Annotated in this window: 9 protein-coding genes and 1 pseudogene; 9 read left to right on the forward strand and 1 reads right to left on the reverse strand. The window is 75.5% G+C overall.

Features of this window, described 5'->3' with window-relative positions; all coding sequences use genetic code 11:
• The first annotated feature begins 153 nt into the window (after nt 1-153).
• From WBK31_RS20995 to WBK31_RS21030, 8 genes and pseudogenes are all read left to right on the forward strand, one after another.
• Nucleotides 154-2,839 (forward strand): annotated as a pseudogene (locus WBK31_RS20995) (non-ribosomal peptide synthetase).
• 73 nt (nt 2,840-2,912) lie between these two features.
• On the forward strand, nt 2,913-4,577 hold the full coding sequence (locus WBK31_RS21000; RefSeq protein ID WP_406675515.1) for a condensation domain-containing protein: 1,665 nt from the start codon (nt 2,913-2,915) through the stop codon (nt 4,575-4,577).
• Nucleotides 4,574-5,224, forward strand: coding sequence for a condensation domain-containing protein (locus WBK31_RS21005; protein ID WP_406673003.1), 651 nt, complete (start codon nt 4,574-4,576; stop codon nt 5,222-5,224). Before WBK31_RS21000 ends, WBK31_RS21005 begins: the two co-directional genes overlap by 4 nt.
• A gap of 41 nt (nt 5,225-5,265) precedes the next feature.
• Complete coding sequence (locus WBK31_RS21010; RefSeq protein WP_406673004.1) at nt 5,266-8,391, forward strand: non-ribosomal peptide synthetase; 3,126 nt, start codon at nt 5,266-5,268, stop codon at nt 8,389-8,391.
• Complete coding sequence (locus WBK31_RS21015; RefSeq protein WP_406673005.1) at nt 8,391-11,579, forward strand: non-ribosomal peptide synthetase; 3,189 nt, start codon at nt 8,391-8,393, stop codon at nt 11,577-11,579. Before WBK31_RS21010 ends, WBK31_RS21015 begins: the two co-directional genes overlap by 1 nt.
• A complete protein-coding gene (locus WBK31_RS21020; RefSeq protein ID WP_406673006.1) occupies nt 11,576-13,549 on the forward strand; it encodes a beta-ketoacyl synthase N-terminal-like domain-containing protein in 1,974 nt (657 codons plus the stop codon). The genes WBK31_RS21015 and WBK31_RS21020 overlap by 4 nt, the downstream gene beginning before the upstream one ends.
• Nucleotides 13,546-14,739 carry a cytochrome P450 gene (locus WBK31_RS21025; RefSeq protein WP_378787937.1) on the forward strand — a complete coding sequence of 398 codons (1,194 nt, stop codon included), beginning with the start codon at nt 13,546-13,548 and terminating at the stop codon, nt 14,737-14,739. Before WBK31_RS21020 ends, WBK31_RS21025 begins: the two co-directional genes overlap by 4 nt.
• A gap of 9 nt (nt 14,740-14,748) precedes the next feature.
• Nucleotides 14,749-15,123, forward strand: a complete 375-nt coding sequence (locus WBK31_RS21030; protein WP_364054250.1) for a VOC family protein — start codon at nt 14,749-14,751, stop codon at nt 15,121-15,123.
• Here the strand turns inward: WBK31_RS21030 and WBK31_RS21035 are convergent.
• Complete coding sequence (locus tag WBK31_RS21035) at nt 15,120-16,007, reverse strand: TIGR03619 family F420-dependent LLM class oxidoreductase (RefSeq protein WP_364054253.1); 888 nt, start codon at nt 16,005-16,007, stop codon at nt 15,120-15,122. The genes WBK31_RS21030 and WBK31_RS21035 overlap by 4 nt on opposite strands.
• Nucleotides 16,008-16,265: 258 nt before the next feature.
• Between WBK31_RS21035 and WBK31_RS21040 the strand changes: the two genes are divergently transcribed.
• On the forward strand, nt 16,266-17,123 hold the full coding sequence (locus tag WBK31_RS21040) for a phosphotransferase (protein ID WP_364054256.1): 858 nt from the start codon (nt 16,266-16,268) through the stop codon (nt 17,121-17,123).
• The last annotated feature ends 42 nt before the right edge of the window (nt 17,124-17,165 follow it).

The following is a 17,165-nucleotide window of genomic DNA, read 5'->3' on the forward strand; positions in this document are numbered from 1 at the left end:
CCCGCCGTCAAGCGGACGGCGGGCAAGAGCGCAAGTGAGCGGTTCGCCGCGCTCAGCGGGGAGCGCCGCGTCGAGCTGCTGCGGCGGCTGGTGGCGGCGGGCAAGCTGGAGGCGATCCCCGAGGTGGTGCCGCCGCGCGACCCCGCGCAGCCGGTGCGGCTCAGCCCGGCGCAGGAGGACCTGTGGGTGTTCGAGTCGCTGTATTCGGACACGGCCGCGCTCAACCTGTGCTGCTCGTACCACTTCGACAGCCCCGTGGACCCGGCTGAGCTGGAGGCGGCGCTGACGATCGTGCTGCGCCACCACGACACGCTGCGCATGCGGATCACCGGGGACGTGGACGACCTGCGGGTGACGTTCGCGCCGCCGGAGCCGTTCCGTCTTGAGCGCATCGACCTGCGCGGCACGGGCGTCACGCTGCGCGAGGCGCTGCACGCCTTCAGCCGCCGCACGTTCGACCTGAACGGCGGCCCGCTGATCAGGGGCGGCTTCATCACCGTCGACGACACGCGGGCGACGCTGGTGCTCGCGCTGCACCACATCGCGACCGACTGGTGGTCGTTCGACGTGCTGCACAACGAGCTGTGCGACGCCTACCGCGCCGTGCGCGAGGGCGGCGCGCCCCGGCTGGGCCGCCCGTCCGTCCAGTACGCCGACTTCGCGGGCTGGCAGCGAGAGCTGGAGGCGGCCGGGGTGTTCGACGCCCAGCTCGCCTGGTGGCGCGACTACCTCGCGGGCCCGCCGAAACCCCTCGCGGTCGGCTCCGCCGCGCCGGGCCGGCCCTTCGGCGTCGAGCAGATCGCGTTCGGCATCGACGCGCGCATCGAGGCCGCCGTACGCCGCCTGGCCAGGGAGCGCGGCGCCACCGTCTACGGGGTGCTGATGACGGCCTTCGCGGTGTTCGCGCACCGGCTGACCGGCGAGTCCGACCTGATCACCGGAACCCCCGTCGCCAACAGGTCGGCCAGGGGCCTGGAGCGGGTCATCGGGTATGTCATGAACTCGCTGCCCGTCCGCTGGCGGATCGGGCGGGACACGACGTTCGCGGAGCTGCTGGCCCGGTTCACCGCCGAGTTCCCGCAGATCATGGCGAACGGCGACGTGCCCGTGGGCCGCATCGTGCAGGCCGTGAACCCGGAGCGGGTGGCCGGGCGCTCGCCGCTGTACTCGTGGGTGTTCATGCACCTGACGAAGCAGGAGAGCGTGGCCAGGCTGCGCGAGATCACCGACCCCGAGCGGGTGCACACCGGCGGCGAGCACGACCTGGTCGGGATCGTGCGCGACGGTGACGACGGGTTCGAGGCGAGCCTGGAGGTCCGTACCGACGTCTACGACCCCGAGGTCGTGCGGGCCTGGGCCGGTTCCTTCACGGTGCTGCTGGAGTCGCTGGTGTCCGCGCCGGACGAGCCCGTGTCGCGGGCCGCGCTGCTGCGCGAGCCGCCCGCGTGCGCGGGCGAGGCGCCGCCGCCCGGGGCGAACCTGCCGGAGCTGGTGGCGCGGCAGGCCCTGCGCGCGCCCGAGGCGGTGGCGGTCGAGTCCGGCGGCGAGCGGCTGACGTACCGGGAGCTGCTGTCGCGGGTCGACGGGCTGGCCGGGGCGCTGCTCGCGCGCGGCGTGGGGCCCGAGCGGGTGGTGGCGCTCGCGCTGGAACGCTCGGTCGACCGCGTGGTGGCGATGCTGGCGGTGCAGCGGGCGGGCGGCGCGTACCTGCCGCTCGATCCCGGCCATCCGGCGGAGCGGCTGTCGTCCATGATGGCGGACGCGGGGGCCTCGCTGCTGATCGCGGAGCCGGGGGTGCTGCCCGAGCTGGACGCGGAGCGGGTCTCGCCGCGCGACACCGCGCAGGTCACGAAATTTCCAGCTATTTCGCTGGATAGTGCGGCGTACGTCATTTACACCTCCGGCTCCACCGGGCGGCCCAAGGGGGTCGTCGTCACCCACGCCGGCCTGGCCGCGCTCGCCCACTCCCTGGTCACCCGCTTCGAGCTGGGACCCGGCGACCGGATCCCGCAGCTCGGCCCGGCCACGTTCGACATCTCGGTGGCCGAGCTGTGCATGGCGTTCGGCTCCGGCGGCACGCTCGTCGTCCCGCCCGGCGGTCCCCTCGTGGGCGGCGAGCTGGCGCGGGTGCTGCGGGACGGGCGGGTGACGTTCGCGCTGGTGCCGCCCTCGGTGCTCGCCACCGTGCCGCCTGGTGACTGCCCCGGCCTGCGCGGGCTGGCCTCCGGGGCGGACGTGTGCCCGCCCGAGCTGGTGGCGGCGTGGACGGCGGCGGGTGTGCGCTTCTGGAACGCGTACGGGCCGACCGAGACCACCGTCGCCGCCACCGTCAGCGACCCTCTCCCCGGACGGCACGCTGCCTCCCATCGGGCGGCCGCTCGCCGGGACCCGCACGTACGTGCTGGACGCCCGCCTGCGTCCGGTGCCCGTCGGGGTGCCCGGCGAGCTGTACGTCGCCGGTGCCGGGGTCGCGCGCGGCTACCTCGGACGTCCCGGCCTGACCGCCGAGCGCTTCGTCGCCGACCCGTACGGCGCGCCCGGCACGCGCATGTACCGCACCGGCGACCTCGTCCAGCGCCGCCCGGACGGCCAGCTCCACTTCCTCGGCCGCAGCGACGACCAGCTCAAGGTCCGCGGGCTGCGCATCGAACCCGCCGAGATCGAAGCCGCGCTCTGCCGCCACCCCGGCGTCGCCCAGGCGGCGGTCGCCCTCCACGGCTCCCGCCTCATCGCCTACCTCGTCTCCACCGGAAGGGACGCGAGCACGGCCTGGCACGCCCCCGGCGCAGCGACCGGCGGCGACCGGCCAGGCCCCGAACGAGCCGGTGCCGGGCGCTAGGCCGGTGCCGGGGGCCGGGCCGGTGCCGGGGGCCGGGGCCGGCCCGGGCCGGGCGGGGCTGGACACCGGGGAGGTGCTGGCGCACGCGATGGCGGTGCTGCCCGCGCACATGGTGCCGAGCGAGTTCGTCGTGCTGGACGCGCTGCCCGTGACGCCGCAGGGCAAGCTGGACCGGACCGCGCTGCCCGCACCGGGCCCGGCCTTGGAGGCGTCGCGTCAGCCGGCGACCGAGCGGGAGTCGGTCCTGTGCGGGCTGTTCGCCGAGCTGCTCGACGTGCCCGAGGTGGGCGCGGACGACGACTTCTTCCGGCTGGGCGGCGACAGCGTGACCGCGATCCAGCTCGTGAGCCGGGCCCGCGCCCAGGGGCTCGCGCTGACGCCGCGCGAGGTGTTCGCCGCGAGGACCCCGGCGGCGCTGGCCGCCCTGGCGCGGACGGTGGGCGGGCCGGTCGCGGACTCCCCGGCCGGCAGGTTCCCGATCACGCCGATCATGCACTGGTGGCGCGAGCACGGCGGGCCGCTGGAGTCGTTCACGCAGTCGCTGATCGTGCCCGTGCCGGACGGCTGCGACGCCGACCGCATCAGGACGGCGCTGCGCACGCTGGCGGCCCGGCACGCGGCCCTGCGCATGCGCCTCCTCCGCCGCCCGGACTCCGCCTGGGAGCTGGAGATCCCGGACGAGCCCCAGGACATCCCGTTCATCCACCCGGCCGTCAGCGGGCGGCAAGCGGCGACGCGGCCGGATCCGGAGCGGGGGGTGATGCTGACGGCCGCATGGGTGGCGCCGGATCGGCTGCTGCTCACGGCGCATCACCTGGCCGTGGACGCGGTGTCCTGGCGGGTCATCGGCTCCGAACTGGACGCGCTGCTCCGCGACCCGGACGCGCGGCCCGCCGCCCCCGGCACGTCGTTCGCCCGCTGGGCGCGGCTGCTCGCGGCGGAGGCCCGCAACCCGGAACGGGTGGCGGCCGAGCTGCCGCTGTGGAAGGACATCGCCGCGAACGCCGCTCCCCTCCTGCCGGCCGGGCGGGGCCGGGGGAAGCGGGCGACGTTCACCTCCGTCCTCCCGCCCGGCCTCACCGAGCAGGCCGTCACGCACCTGCCCGCCGCCTTCCGCTGCGGCCCGGACGAGGTGCTGCTGACCGCGCTGGCCATCGCGGTGACCAGGTGGCGCGGCGGCACCGACGTGCTGGTGGAGGTGGAGGGCCACGGCCGGGAGCCGTTCACCGACGACGTGGACATCTCGAACACCGTGGGCTGGTTCACCGCCCAGTACCCGATCGCCCTGGACGCCTCCGGCACGCCGGCGGACGCGCTCCAGCGGACCAAGGAGCGCCTGCGCGCCGTGCCGGGTAACGGACTCGGGTATGGCCTGCTCCGCTACCTCAACCCCGCCACCGCAGCGGAACTGGCCGCGCTCCCCGCCCCCGACCTGCGCTTCAACTACCTGGGCAGGTTCGACGGCGAGCTGCTCGGCATGCAGGACGCGCCCATGGCGTACGCGGTGGAGCTGGACGCCCTGACCCGCGCCGGCGAGCTGGTGGCGAGCTGGTCGTACGCGGCGGAGGCCCTCACCGAGGAGCAGGTCGCGGACCTCGCGGGCCACTTCGAGTCGGCGCTGACCGAGCTGGCGGGGCGGGCGGAGGCGGCGGGCCCGGCGGCCGGTGACTTCCCGCTGGTCGAGCTGACCCAGACCCAGCTCGACGAGCTCACGGCCGACCTGGACGGCGAGTGGTGAGCGCCCGTCTGGCGGACGTGCTGCCGCTCTCCCCCGCCCAGGAGGGCCTGCTCTTCCACGCCCTGTACGGCGGCCACGACCCGTACGTGGTGCAGGCCAGGTTCGCGCTGGACGAGCCCGCCGACCCGGCCCGCCTGCGGGCGGCGCTGGAGTCGCTGCTCGGCCGCCACCCGAACCTGCGGGCCTGCTTCCGCCACAAGGGCCTGGACCGCCCGGTCCAGCTCATCCCGCACCGGGTCCGCCTGCCGTGGACGGAGGTGGACCCGCCGTCGGAGGCCGAGCTGGACCGCATGCTGGAGGCGGACCGGCTGCGCCCGTTCGAGGTGACGAGGCCGCCGCTGGTGCGCGCCATGCTGGTGGGCCTGCGCGAGCTGGTGCTGACCCTGCACCACCTCCTGGTGGACGGCTGGTCGATGCCGATCCTGGCCCGCGAGCTGGCCACCCTGTACGCGGGCGGCACCCTGCCGGAGCCCGCACCCGCGTACCGGGACTATCTGGCCTGGCTGCGCGAGCAGGACGGTGAGCGGGCGCTGCGGGCCTGGCGCGAGGCACTGGCCGGTCTGCCGGGACCGACGCTGCTCAGGCCCGGCGTGGGAGCGGACGCCGCCCGGCAGGAGGCGCTGGAACTGGAGCTGTCCCCGAGCTGAGCGCGGACGTGCGGCGGCGGGCCCGCGAGGCGGGAGTGACGGTGAACACGCTGGTGCAGGCCGCCTGGGCGCTGGTGCTCGCGCGGATGACCGGGAGCGACGACGTGGTGTTCGGCGCGGTGGTGTCGGGCCGCCCGCCGGAGGTGCCGGGCGTGGAGTCGATGGTGGGGCTGTTCGTCAACACCGTCCCGGTACGCGTCGGAACCGCCGCGCCCGGCCTGCTGCGCCGCCTCCAGGACGAGCAGGCCGCGCTCACCCCGTTCCACCACGTACGGCTGGCGGACGTGCAGCGCGGCACCGGCGAGCTGTTCGACACCCTGCTGGCCTTCGAGAACTATCCGCGCTCCGGCCTCGACACCCCCGGCCTGCGGCTGACCGGTGTCCACGACGCCACCCACTACCCGCTGACGGTGACGGTGGTGGCGGGCGAGCGGCTGTGGCTGCGGCTCGGCTACCGGGCGGGCGTGGTGTCCCGCGCGGAGGCGGAGGCCGTGGCCGCCCGGCTGGTCACCGCGCTCGAACGCGCCGGCGTGGACGGTGCCGACGTGCTGCCGGAGGCGGAAAGGCACCGGCTGCTGACCGCCTGGAACGACACGGCGCGCGAGCCCGCGGGCGGGTCGGTGCCCGAGCGGTTCGCGGCGCAGGCCAAGCATGCCCCGGACGCGGTCGCGGTCGAGTTCGGCGAGCGTACGCTGACCTACGCCGAGCTGGACGAGCGCTCCTCCCGCCTGGCCGCCTGGCTCGCCGCCCGCATGCGGCCGCGCACGCGACCCGGCGGGGCGCCGGAGACGCCGGTGGCGCTGCTCATGGAGCGCTCGATCGACCTGGTGATCGCCCAGCTCGCGGTGCTGAAGGCCGGCGGTTGTTACGTGCCGCTCGACCCGGCGCAGCCGGCCGCCCGGCTGGAGCGGCTGCTCGCGGACAGCGGCGCCGAGATCGTGCTGACCTCCGCCGGCTGCGACACCGGCAGCAGCGAGTTCGTGCCCGTGCCGGTGCGTCCGCATGCCGCCGCGTACGTCATGTACACCTCGGGCTCGACCGGCGAGCCCAAGGGCGTGGTCGTCACCCACCAGAACATCCTTGAGCTGGCCGCCGACCGCCGCTTCGCCGGGCACCGGCGGGTGCTGCTGCACAGCCCGCACACCTTCGACGCGGCCACGTACGAGCTGTGGATCCCCCTGCTCAACGGCGGCACCGTCGTCATCGCGCCGCCGGGCCCGCTGCACGCGAGCACGATCGAGCGGAGCCGCCTTGACGCGGTGTGGCTGACGGCCGAGCTGTTCCGCACCCTCGCCGACCTCGCGCCCGGCGCGCTGGCCAGGGCGGGCGAGGTGTGGGCGGGCGGTGACGTGCTGCCCGCCGACGCGGCGCGGCGGCTGGCGCGGCGCGGCGTCCGGGTCGTCAACGGGTACGGCCCCACCGAGACCACGACGTTCGCCACCAGCCACCGCGTGCCCCAGGAGCCGGCGGCGGGGCCGATCCCGATCGGGCGGCCGCTGGACAACACCCGCGTGTACGTCCTCGACGCCCGGCTGCGGCCCGCCCCCGTGGGCGTGATCGGCGAGCTGTACATCGCGGGGACCAGCCTGGCCCGCGGCTATCTCGGCCGTCCGGGGATGACGGCGGAACGGTTCGTCGCCGACCCGTTCGGCCCGCCGGGCGGGCGGATGTACCGGACCGGCGACCTGGCGCGGTGGACGCCGGCCGGCGAGCTGGAGTTCGCGGGCCGGGCGGACGGGCAGGTCAAGATCCGCGGCCACCGGGTCGAGCCCGGCGAGGTGGAGGCGGTGCTGGAGGGCTGCCCCGACGTGGAGCGCGCCGTCGTCACCGCGCCGGAGTCGCCGTCCGGGCGGCGGCTGGTCGCGTACCTGCTGCTGACCGGGAACGGGCGGCTCGACCGGGTGCGCGGGCACGCCGGCGCCCACCTGCCCCGCCACCTCCTGCCCTCCCGGTACGAGGTGCTCGGGCACCTGCCGCTCACCCCGCACGGCAAGATCGACCGCGCCGCCCTCCCCTCCGCCGCCCTCCCGAACTCCGGGATCCCCGGCTCCGGCTTGCCGGGCGACGGCCCGCCCGGGAGCCGGGCCACCGGCGGCCGGGCCGCCGCGCGTCCCGCCGCGCACGCGGCCGAGCCCTCGGGGACCCCTCCGGCCACACCGCGCGAGAAGGAGCTGTGCGGCCTGTTCGCCGAGGTGCTGAACATCCCCGAGGCGCACGCCGGCACCGACTTCTTCGCCGCGGGCGGCGACTCGCTGCTCGCCATGCGCCTGATGGCCGCGGTCGAGCACGCGCTGGGCCTGCGCACCTCGATCGCCGCGCTGTTCGAGTCGCCCACCCCGGCCGGGCTGGCCGCCCGCCTCGACAGGGCCGCGCCCGAGCTGGACCTGTCGCCGCTGCTGACGCTCAGGGCCGAGGGCGACCTGCCGCCGCTGTTCTGCGTGCATCCGGGACGGGGCATCGGCTGGTCCTACACGGCGCTGCTCCCCCACCTCGCGTCCGGCCGCCCGGTGTACGCGTTGCAGTCGCCGGTGCTCCAGGACCCCTCGTACCGGCCGCCCGGCACGATGCGCGAGCTGGCCGGCGACTACCTGGCGCGGATCAGGCGGGTCCGGCCCGAGGGTCCGTACCTGCTGCTCGGGCACTCCTTCGGCGGGCTGCTCGCGTACGAGATGGCCGCCCGCCTGCGCGCGGACGGGCAGGAGGCCGGGCTGGTGGCCTCGCTGGACGCGGTCCCCTGGCCGCCGGGCACGCAGGCGGACCCCGGCGACGCCGAGCAGGAGGCGCTGACGATCCTGCTGCGCACCCGCACGCTGCGCCCCTACGCCGAGCCCGGCCGCCTGGAGCGGGCCCGCGTGTTCGCGTCGGTCAGGGAGAGCGAGGGGCCGCTGTCCGGGCTGGACGACGAGCGCCTGTCGGCCGTGGCGGACGCCGTGGCGGGGCATCTGCGGCTGGCGGTGACGTACCGGCCCGCGCCGTACGACGGGACGGTGCTGCTCTTCTCGGCCACCGCCCAGCCCGGCGGCCTGCCCTCGCCCGCCAAGGCCGCCCGGTGGGCGCCGGCGAAGGTGCGGGTGCACGACCTGGACTGCGGGCACAGCGACCTGCTCAGGCCGGGCCCGGCCGCCGAGATCGCCGAAGTCCTCGAACCGATCCTGAGGGAGTTCTGATGACGCCGGTCGAGTACGAGTTCCCCGTGTCCCCCGCACAGGCCAGGATGCTGGTGCTTGACCAGCTCAACCCGGGCACCGCCCAGTACAACGTGCCGGTCGCGTTCGCGGTGCGGGGGCGCTTCGACGTGGCGGCCTTCGGCGCGGCCCTGGACGCGGTGGTGGACAGGCATGAGGCGCTGCGCACGGTGTTCCGCCCGCACGGCGGCGAGTACGTGCAGGTCGTGGCGGAGCGGGCGCGGGCCTGCCTGCGCATCGAGCGTGACGTGCCGGCGGGCGAGGCGCGGGCGCGGATGGCGGCGGACGCGGCCGAGCCGTTCGACGTCACGCGGGGCCCGCTGCTGCGCTGCACCGTCTACGCGCTCGGCGACGGCACCCATCTCGTCCTGCTGGTGGCGCATCACGTGGTCTGCGACGGCTGGTCGCTCCGCCTGCTGCTGCGCGACCTGGCCGCCGCCTACTCCGCCCGCCTGAAAGGCGAGACGATCACCTTCAGGAACGGCGAGCAGCCGGTGCAGTACCCGGACTACGCCGCCTGGCAGCGCGACCGGCTGGCCGGGCACGCCCTGGACGAGGCGGTCGCGTACTGGGCGGGCGCGCTCAAGGACGTCCCGCAGACGCTGGCCCTGCCCACCGACCGTCCCCGGCCGGCGGTGCAGTCGGCGGCGGGCGGCGTCGTACGCCTGGACCTGCCCGAGGGCGTACGCGATCGGCTGGCGGAGGTGGCGGCGGGGCGGAACGCGACGCCGTTCGCGGCCGTGTTCGCCGCCTTCGCCGCGTTCCTCACCCGCGTCACCGGCCAGCGCGACTTCGTGGTCGGCGTGCCGGTCTCCGGTCGCGACCACCCCGACGTGCAGGACCTGGTGGGCCTGCTGGCCAACACGCTCGCGATGCGGGCCGACGTGACGGGCGAGCCGTCGTACCTCGACCTGATCGAGCGCGTACGCGACCGCCTGCGCGAGTCGCGGCCGCACCAGGAGGCGCCCTTCGAGGCGGTGGTGGAGGCGGTGTCGCCGGGCCGCGAGCTGAGCCACGACCCCCTCGTCCAGGTCATGCTCGCCTACGACGACGACCCCGGCATGACGCTCGACCTGCCGGGCGCGCAGGTCGAGCGGCTGGAGCTGCTGCTCGACGACGCCAAGTTCGACCTGCTGCTGAACGTCCAGCGCGACGGCGAAGGGCTGGCCGCCCACTTCGTCTACCGTGCGGACCTGTTCGACGCGGCGACCATCCGGCACTGGGCGCGGGCGTTCGAGACGCTGCTCGGCGGGCTGCTGAGCCGCCCCGAGCTGCCGGTCACCGCGCACGAGCTGCTCGCCGACGGCGAACGCCGCCGCGTGCTGCGCGACTGGAACCGCACCGCCGTGCCCGTCCCCCGGCGCCTGGTGCCGGACCTGGTGGCCGAGCAGGCGGCGGCGCGGCCCGGCGCGACGGCGCTGGTGCACGGCTCGGCCCGGCTGACCTACCGGGAGCTGCTGGCGGCCGCCGACCGGCTGGCGGCCCGGCTGCGCGCGGCCGGCGTCGGCCCCGGTGTGCCGGTGGGCCTCTGCCTGCCCAGGGGCGCGGAGATGGCCGTTGCGGCGCTCGCGGTGCTGCGCGCCGGTGGCGCGTACGTGCCGCTCGATCCGGCGCATCCGCCGGCCCGGCTGCGGTTCATGGTCGCCGACGCCGGGGTCCGGCTGCTGATCACGGCGGCCCCCGCCGACCTGGGCGCGCCGGTGACGATCTACGGCGACGACGGCCCGATCCCGCCCGTCGGCCCGGTACGCGACACGCATCCCACCCTCGACGACCTCGCGTACATCCTCTACACCTCCGGCTCCACCGGCAGGCCGAAGGGCGTCGCCGTCGAGCACCGCGCGCTGCTGAACCTGGCCACCGCCGTCCGCCCCCAGTTCCCCGTGACCGCCGGCGACCGGGTGCTGCAGTACGTGTCGTTCGGCTTCGACGTGGCCGTCTCCGACCTGTTCTTCACCTTCGTGGCAGGGGCCGAGCTGCATGTGGCGGGCGAGGACGAGCGGCTCGGCGACGAGCTGTACGCCCGGCTGCGCGACTCCCGCATCACGTACGCCTTCCTGCCGCCGTCGGCCGCCATGTCGCTGCCGTGCCCGCAGGACGCGCTGCCCGACCTGCGCACGCTCGCCATCGGCGGCGAGGCGGTCCCGCCCGAGCTGGTGGAGCGCTGGGCCACGCCGTGGCGGCGGGTGGTGGACGCGTACGGGCCGAGCGAGACCACCGTGTACGCGACCACCGCCGACCTCGAACCCGGGCGGCCCGTGGTGATCGGCAGGCCGGTCGCGAACGCGCGGGCGTACGTGCTGGACGAGCGGCTGCGCCCGGTGCCCGTCGGCGTGACCGGCGAGATCTACATCGCGGGCGACGGCGTGGCGCGCGGCTACGCCAACCGGCCAGGGCTGACGGCCGAGCGGTTCGTCGCGGACCCGTTCGGGCCGCCGGGCGCGCGCATGTACCGGACCGGCGACCTCGGCCGCTACGACGCGGACGGCGTGCTGTCCTACCTGGGCCGGGTGGACACCCAGGTCAAGCTGCGCGGCTTCCGCGTCGAGCTGGGCGAGATCGAGACCGTGCTGGCCGCGCACCCGCGCGTGTCGGTCGCGGCGGCGACGGTACGCGGCGACCGGCTGGCCGTCTATGCGGTCCCCGCTGACGGGGAGGGACCGCCGACGGTGCCGGACGTACGGGAGTGGCTGGCCGAGCGGCTGCCCGGCTACATGGTGCCCGACACGGTCGTCTTCCTGGACGAGCTGCCGCTGGGCACGTCCGGCAAGATCGACAGGTCCCGGCTGCCCGACCCGCCGCTCACCCGCCCCGACCTGCACAGACCGTACGTGTCCCCGCAGACGGACACGCAGCGGATGCTGGCCGAGGTGTGGGCGCAGGCGCTCGGCCTGACCAGGGTCGGCCTGCACGACAACTTCTTCGACCTGGGCGGCAACTCGATCAGGCTGCTCGCCGTGCTCGCCGCGCTGCGCGAGCGCGGCAGGGACGGCGGGCTCACGCTGGTCGACCTGTTCCGCCACCCCACGGTCGCCGCGCTGGCCGCCCGGCTCGACGGCGGCGCCCCCGATCGGCGAACCGCGGGAAACGGCGAGGCCAGGCGGCGCGGGCAGCGGCGGCGCGAGCTGCTCGCCGCCCGCAGGAACGCACAGAGAGGTGAAAGGCATTGAGCGACGTACCGGCGGTGGCCATCGTGGGCATGAGCGGGCGCTTCCCTGGTGCCGGGAACGTGGCCGAGTTCTGGCGCAACCTGCGCGAGGGCGTCTGCTCGATCACCGACTTCAGCGAGGACGAGCTGCTCGCCGCCGGGGTGGACCCGGCCGAGCTGCGCGGCCCCGGCTACGTGGCGGCCAAGGGGTTCCTGGCCGACGCCGACAGGTTCGAGCATCCGCTGTTCGGGTTCAACGCCACGGAGGCGGCGGCGCTCGACCCGCAGCACCGCCAGCTCCTGGAGACGGCCTGGTCGGCGCTGGAGGACGCCGGGTACGACCCGCGCCGCCCGCCCGCCAGGACCGGCGTGTACGTGGGCGGCGGGCCGTCGGAGCACTCCGTCGCGGCCCAGGTGGACGGGACTCTGCGGTCCCGGCTGGGGCCGATGCACGTGCGGGTGTTCACCGACCGGGAGTTCCTCGCCGGGTGGCTGTCGTACCGGCTGGGGCTGACCGGGCCGAGCCTGACCGTGCAGACGGGCTGCTCGACGTCGCTCGCGACCGTGCACGTCGCCGTGCAGGCGCTGCTCGGCGGCGAGTGCGACCTGGCGCTCGCGGGCGGCGTGTCCATCGAGTCGCCGTACCCGCGCGGCTATGTGTACGAGCCCGGCGGCATCTCCTCGCCCGACGGCCGCTGCCGGCCGTTCGACGAGAAGGCCGCGGGCACGGTCGGCGGCGACGGCGTCGGCCTGGTGGTGCTGCGGCGGCTGGAGGACGCGCTGGCCGACGGCGACCCGATCTACGCGGTCATCCGGGGCACGGCGGCGACCAACGACGGCCCCGGCCGGGTCGGCTTCACCGCGCCGGGCGTGGACGGGCAGGTCGCGGCCATCGTGGAGGCGTGGGCGACGGCCGGGCTCGACCCGTCGGACGCCCAGTTCCTCGAAGCGCACGGAACCGGCACCGACCTCGGCGACCGCATCGAGATCGCCGCCGCGGCCGCCGCCTTCGAGGACGGGTCCGGCAGGCCGGGCCGCTGCGCGATCGGCTCGGTCAAGTCGAACGTCGGCCACCTGAACGCGGCCGCCGGCATCGCCGGGCTCATCAAGGTGGCGCTGATGCTGCGGCACCGCACGATGGTGCCCACCGTGAACGTCACCCGCGCCCACCCCGACCTCTCCCTGGACGCCACCCCGTTCCGCCTGCTCACCGCCACCGAGGAGTGGCCGGCCCCGGCCTCCGGGCCCCGGCTCGCCGGGGTGTCGTCGCTGGGCATCGGCGGCACCAACGTCCACGTGGTCCTGGAGGAGGCCCCGGCCGCCGCAGGGACGCGTACGGAGACGGCGCCCCGTGTCGTGCTGCCGCTGTCGGCGCGGACCGAGGAGCAGCTGGCCACGGCCGCGCGGCGGCTGGCGGCGGCGTTGCGCGAGCCGGACGCGCCCGCGCTGGCCGACGTCGCGTACACGCTGGCGCACGGCCGCGCCGCCCTGGACGCGCGGGCGTACGTGATCGCGACCGGCCACGAGCAGGCCGCCGCCGCCCTGGAGGCGCGGCGGTGGGACCGGGGCGATCCCCTGGGCGATGCGTGGCTGGCGGGCGAGGAGGTCGCCTGGCCGGCGGGCCGGCGGGTGCACCTGCCCACGTACCCGTTCGCCGGGGACCGGCACGGCGCGCTCACCCTGCGCCCCCGCCCGCAGCCGGAGCAGGACACGCGAGCGCCTCAGGAGGACGTGACGGCGGCGGTGACCGAGCTGTTCATGACCACGCTCGCCCTGTCCGGCCCCGGCGACCTGTCCCGTACGTACTTCGCCGTGGGCGGCGACTCGCTGACCGCCGTCTTCCTGGCGAGCGAGCTGCGCGACAGGTTCGGATTGGAGGTTCCGATCGAGCTGTTCCTGACCGAGCTGCCGCTCAGCGAGATCATCGGCAGGGCCGTCAACGGCGAGGAGGACGACCTGCTCGGCGACCTCCTCGACGAGTTCGAGCGATGAGCGGGGGCCGCCCGCAGCCGGATCCGGGCACCTACGACGACCTGGACCTGCTCGATCCGCGCCTGCACGCCGACTACGACCTGACCGCCTACTGGCGGCACCTGCGCGCCCACGACCCGGTGCGCAGGCACGCCGGGTTCTGGAGCGTCACCAGGCACGCCGACGTGCTGGCCGCGGTCCGGGACACCGAGACGTTCACCTCGCTCAAGGGCAACATGCTGCGCACGCTGCTACGCGGCCACGACCCGGGCGCGGGCCGGATGATCGTGGTCACCGACGGGCCCCGGCACGCGGTCCTGCGCCGCCTGCTGACCCCCGGCTTCGGCCCGCGTACGCTCGGCCCCATCACCCGCTCGATCGAGGCGGCCACCCGCGACCTGCTGGGCGGGCTGGTGCGGCGGGGCGGCGGCGACTTCGTCGAAGAGGTGGCCGCGCAGGTGCCGCTGCGCGCGATCTGCGAGCTGCTCGGCGTGCCGGAACGCGACCGGCAGCGGGTGCTGGAGCTGACCGGCCGCGCGATGCTGGGCGAGAGCGGCACCGGGACGCCGGGCGCCGAGGCGAGGATCGCCCAGAGCGAGATCCTGCTCTACTACACCCGCCTGGCCGCCGAGCGCAGGGACGCGCCCGGCGACGACGTCATCAGCCTGCTCGTCTCCGCCGACCTGACGGAGGAGGAGGTGCTGCTCAACTGCTACAACCTGATCATCGGCGGCGACGAGACGGCCCGGCTGGCGCTGGCGGGCGGCGTGCTGGCGCTGGCCGAGCACGACAAGGAGTGGGCCCGCCTGCGCGCCGACCCCGAGCTGGTCGAGCCCGCCGCCGAGGAGATCCTGCGCTGGACCACGCCGGCCGCGCACGTCGGCAGGACGGCCGTGCGCGACACGGAGCTGGGCGGCCGGGCGATCGCGGCGGGCGACGTGGTGGCGCTGTGGACGGTGTCGGCCAACCGCGACGAGGCCGTCTTCGACGACCCCGACACCTTCGACATCGGCAGGAAGCCGAACCGGCACCTCACCTTCGGCCACGGCCCGCACTTCTGCCTGGGCGCCCAGCTCGCCCGCGCCGAGCTGCGGGCGCTGCTGTCGGAGCTGCGCGCCACCGTGTCGTCGATCGAGGTGACGGGCCCGGTGACGTGGCTGCCGTCGAACTTCATCCGCGGCGTCGCGTCCCTGCCGGTCGCCTTGACATAGCCTGCGAATATGAGCGTCCAGCTGAACCACACGATCGTGCCGGCCAGGGACCGGGACGCCACGGCGGACTTCCTCGTGGACGTGCTCGGCCTGGAGCCGGCGCCGGTCTACGGTCCCTTCCGCGTCGTGACGCTGAGCAACGGGGTCTCGCTCGACGTCGCGCAGGCCGGCGAGGTGCCGGCACTGCACTACGCGTTCCTGGTGAGCGAGGAGGAGTTCGATGAGATCTGGGGCCGGATCAGGGAGCGCGGCCTGACGTACTGGGCCGATCCGTACCACCGGCAGCCGGGGCGGATCAACCGCAACGACGGCGGGCGCGGGCTCTACTGGTCCGACCCCAACGGCCACAACCTGGAGATCATCACCGTGCCGTACGGCGGCTAGGGCGCGAGCGCCTCCAGCGCCTCCTCGGCCCTGCGCATCGCCTCCTTGGCGTCGGCCGAGGCGATGTCCTGGTCGAAGTTGAGGTCGTGGAAGACGTCGGTGACGCCGGCCTCGGCCAGCTCGGCCACGTCGCGGCGGATCTTGTCGTACGTGCCCGACAGCGGCCGCTCCTCGCCGGCCTCCCGCACCCGCGTCACGCCGCGCACCACGAACCTGAACGCCTCCGGGTCGCGCCCTGCCGCCGCCAGCTCCTCCTTGATCATCCGGATCCTGCCGCCGATGGCCGTCAGGTCCTCCCTGCTGGAGCTGACCCAGCCGTCGGCCAGCCGGGCGGCCCTGCGCAGCGCGACGTCGGCCGTCCCGCCGAGCAGGACGCGCGGTGGCCCCGGCTCCGGCTTGGGGTCGATGTGGGCGGGCGGCACCCGGTAGAACTCGCCGCTGTGGGCGACCACGTCGTCGGTCCACGCCCGGCGCAGCAGCTCGACGAACTCCTCGCCCCTGCGCCCGCGCCGCGCCATGTCCACGCCGCTGGCCTCGAACTCCTCCGGCAGCCAGCCCAGGCCGATGCCCGCCGTGACCCGCCCGCCCGACAGCGTCTGCAGGGTGGCGAGCTGTTTGGCCAGCAGGACCGGCGGCACGTACGCGTTGATCACGGCGACGCCGAGCCCGATGCGGCTCGTCACGCCCGACACGTGCGCCAGCGTGATCAGCGGATCGTGGACGGCGCGGTAGGTGGGCCCCATGCTGCTGCCCACCGGATAGAGCAGCCGCTGGAACGTCCACAGCTCCGCGTAGCCGAGCTCCTCTGCCCTGACGGCGACCCGGCGCACATGCTCCGGCGTGGCCCACGGCCCTGACACGGGTACGGCGAAACCAACTCTCATACGCCTAGTCTGACCGACCTGATCTCCCCTGGACAGCCGCCTGTCCGGAGCCCGGCGCCGCCCCCGCGAGCGCGACCGGGCCCTGCGGCACCGGCCCCGGCGAGCACCTCTACCAGGCGGGCCCGGTGTACGTCTCCGCGCGCGGCCAGTGCATCGACGTCTTGGGGGGCTCGCCCGCCTGGACGTCCGTCAAGTGCGGCAACGTGCACTGCGGCTGACCCGATGATCGTCCGCGGCGGCGGCGCATAGTCTGGAGGCGTGGGCTTGGAGGAGGAGCTGGCGGGCATCGCCGCCGCGTACGGCGGGACGGGCACGCCCGTGTGGCATCCGACGCGCACCGACGTGAGGGTCTTACGGCTGGGCGAGGTCGTGGTGAAGGCCCACTCGGCGCGCGACGACCCGGAGGCGCTGCGACCGAGGCTGCGCGCGGCGGCGAGCGCCGCGCTGAGCGGCGTGATGCTGGCCCCGCTGGAGCCCGAGGTGCTGTCGGCGGCGGGCCGCGCGGTGACGGTGTGGCCGGCCGGGCGGCCGATCTCGCAGGACGACGACCCGGGCGCGGCGCCTTGGGAGGAGGGCGCGCGGCTGCTGGCCAGGCTGCACGCCGTGCCGCTGACGCTGCTTCCTGAGCTGCCGCCCGCGGGCGGCCCGGCCAGGGCGGCGCGCGCGGTCGATCGCATGCCGGGCGACGGGCCGGTGGAGCAGCTCATCCGGCGGGCGTTCAAGGAGCTGCCCGACCCGCCGCCCGCGCCGGGGCTGCTGACGCACGGCGACTGGCACCTCGGCCAGCTCGTCCACCGCGAGCGCTGGCTGCTCATCGACGTCGACGACCTCGGTGTGGGCGACCCCGCGTGGGACCTCGCGAGACCGGCCGCCTGGTACGCCGCCGGCCTGCTCGAACCGGCCGTGTGGGAGCGGTTCCTGGGCGCCTACCTCGCCTCGGGAGGGCCCGCGCTCGGCCCAGGCGACGACCCGTGGCGGTGGCTGGACGTTCCGGCCAGGGCGCTCACCATCCAGCTCGCCGCCGCGGCCGTGGTGAACGCCGACCGCGAAGGCCGGGAACTGGACGAGGTCGAGCATTCGTTAGTCGAGGCGTGCAACAGAATCGTCAGGGCGTGACGGGGTTGCGCGCGGTAGGTTTCACTTCGAGACCTCGGAAGC

This window comes from Nonomuraea sp. N2-4H (genome assembly GCF_045291505.1).
Lineage (GTDB): Bacteria > Actinomycetota > Actinomycetes > Streptosporangiales > Streptosporangiaceae > Nonomuraea > Nonomuraea fastidiosa.

Coding starts and splice junctions, on each gene's coding strand:
- WBK31_RS21025 (WP_378787937.1), top strand. CDS start 13,546: ATGAGCGGGGGCCGCCCGCAGCCGGATCCGGGCACCTACGACGACCTG.
- WBK31_RS21015 (WP_406673005.1), top strand. CDS start 8,391: ATGACGCCGGTCGAGTACGAGTTCCCCGTGTCCCCCGCACAGGCCAGG.
- WBK31_RS21030 (WP_364054250.1), top strand. CDS start 14,749: ATGAGCGTCCAGCTGAACCACACGATCGTGCCGGCCAGGGACCGGGAC.
- WBK31_RS21035 (WP_364054253.1), bottom strand. CDS start 16,007: ATGAGAGTTGGTTTCGCCGTACCCGTGTCAGGGCCGTGGGCCACGCCG.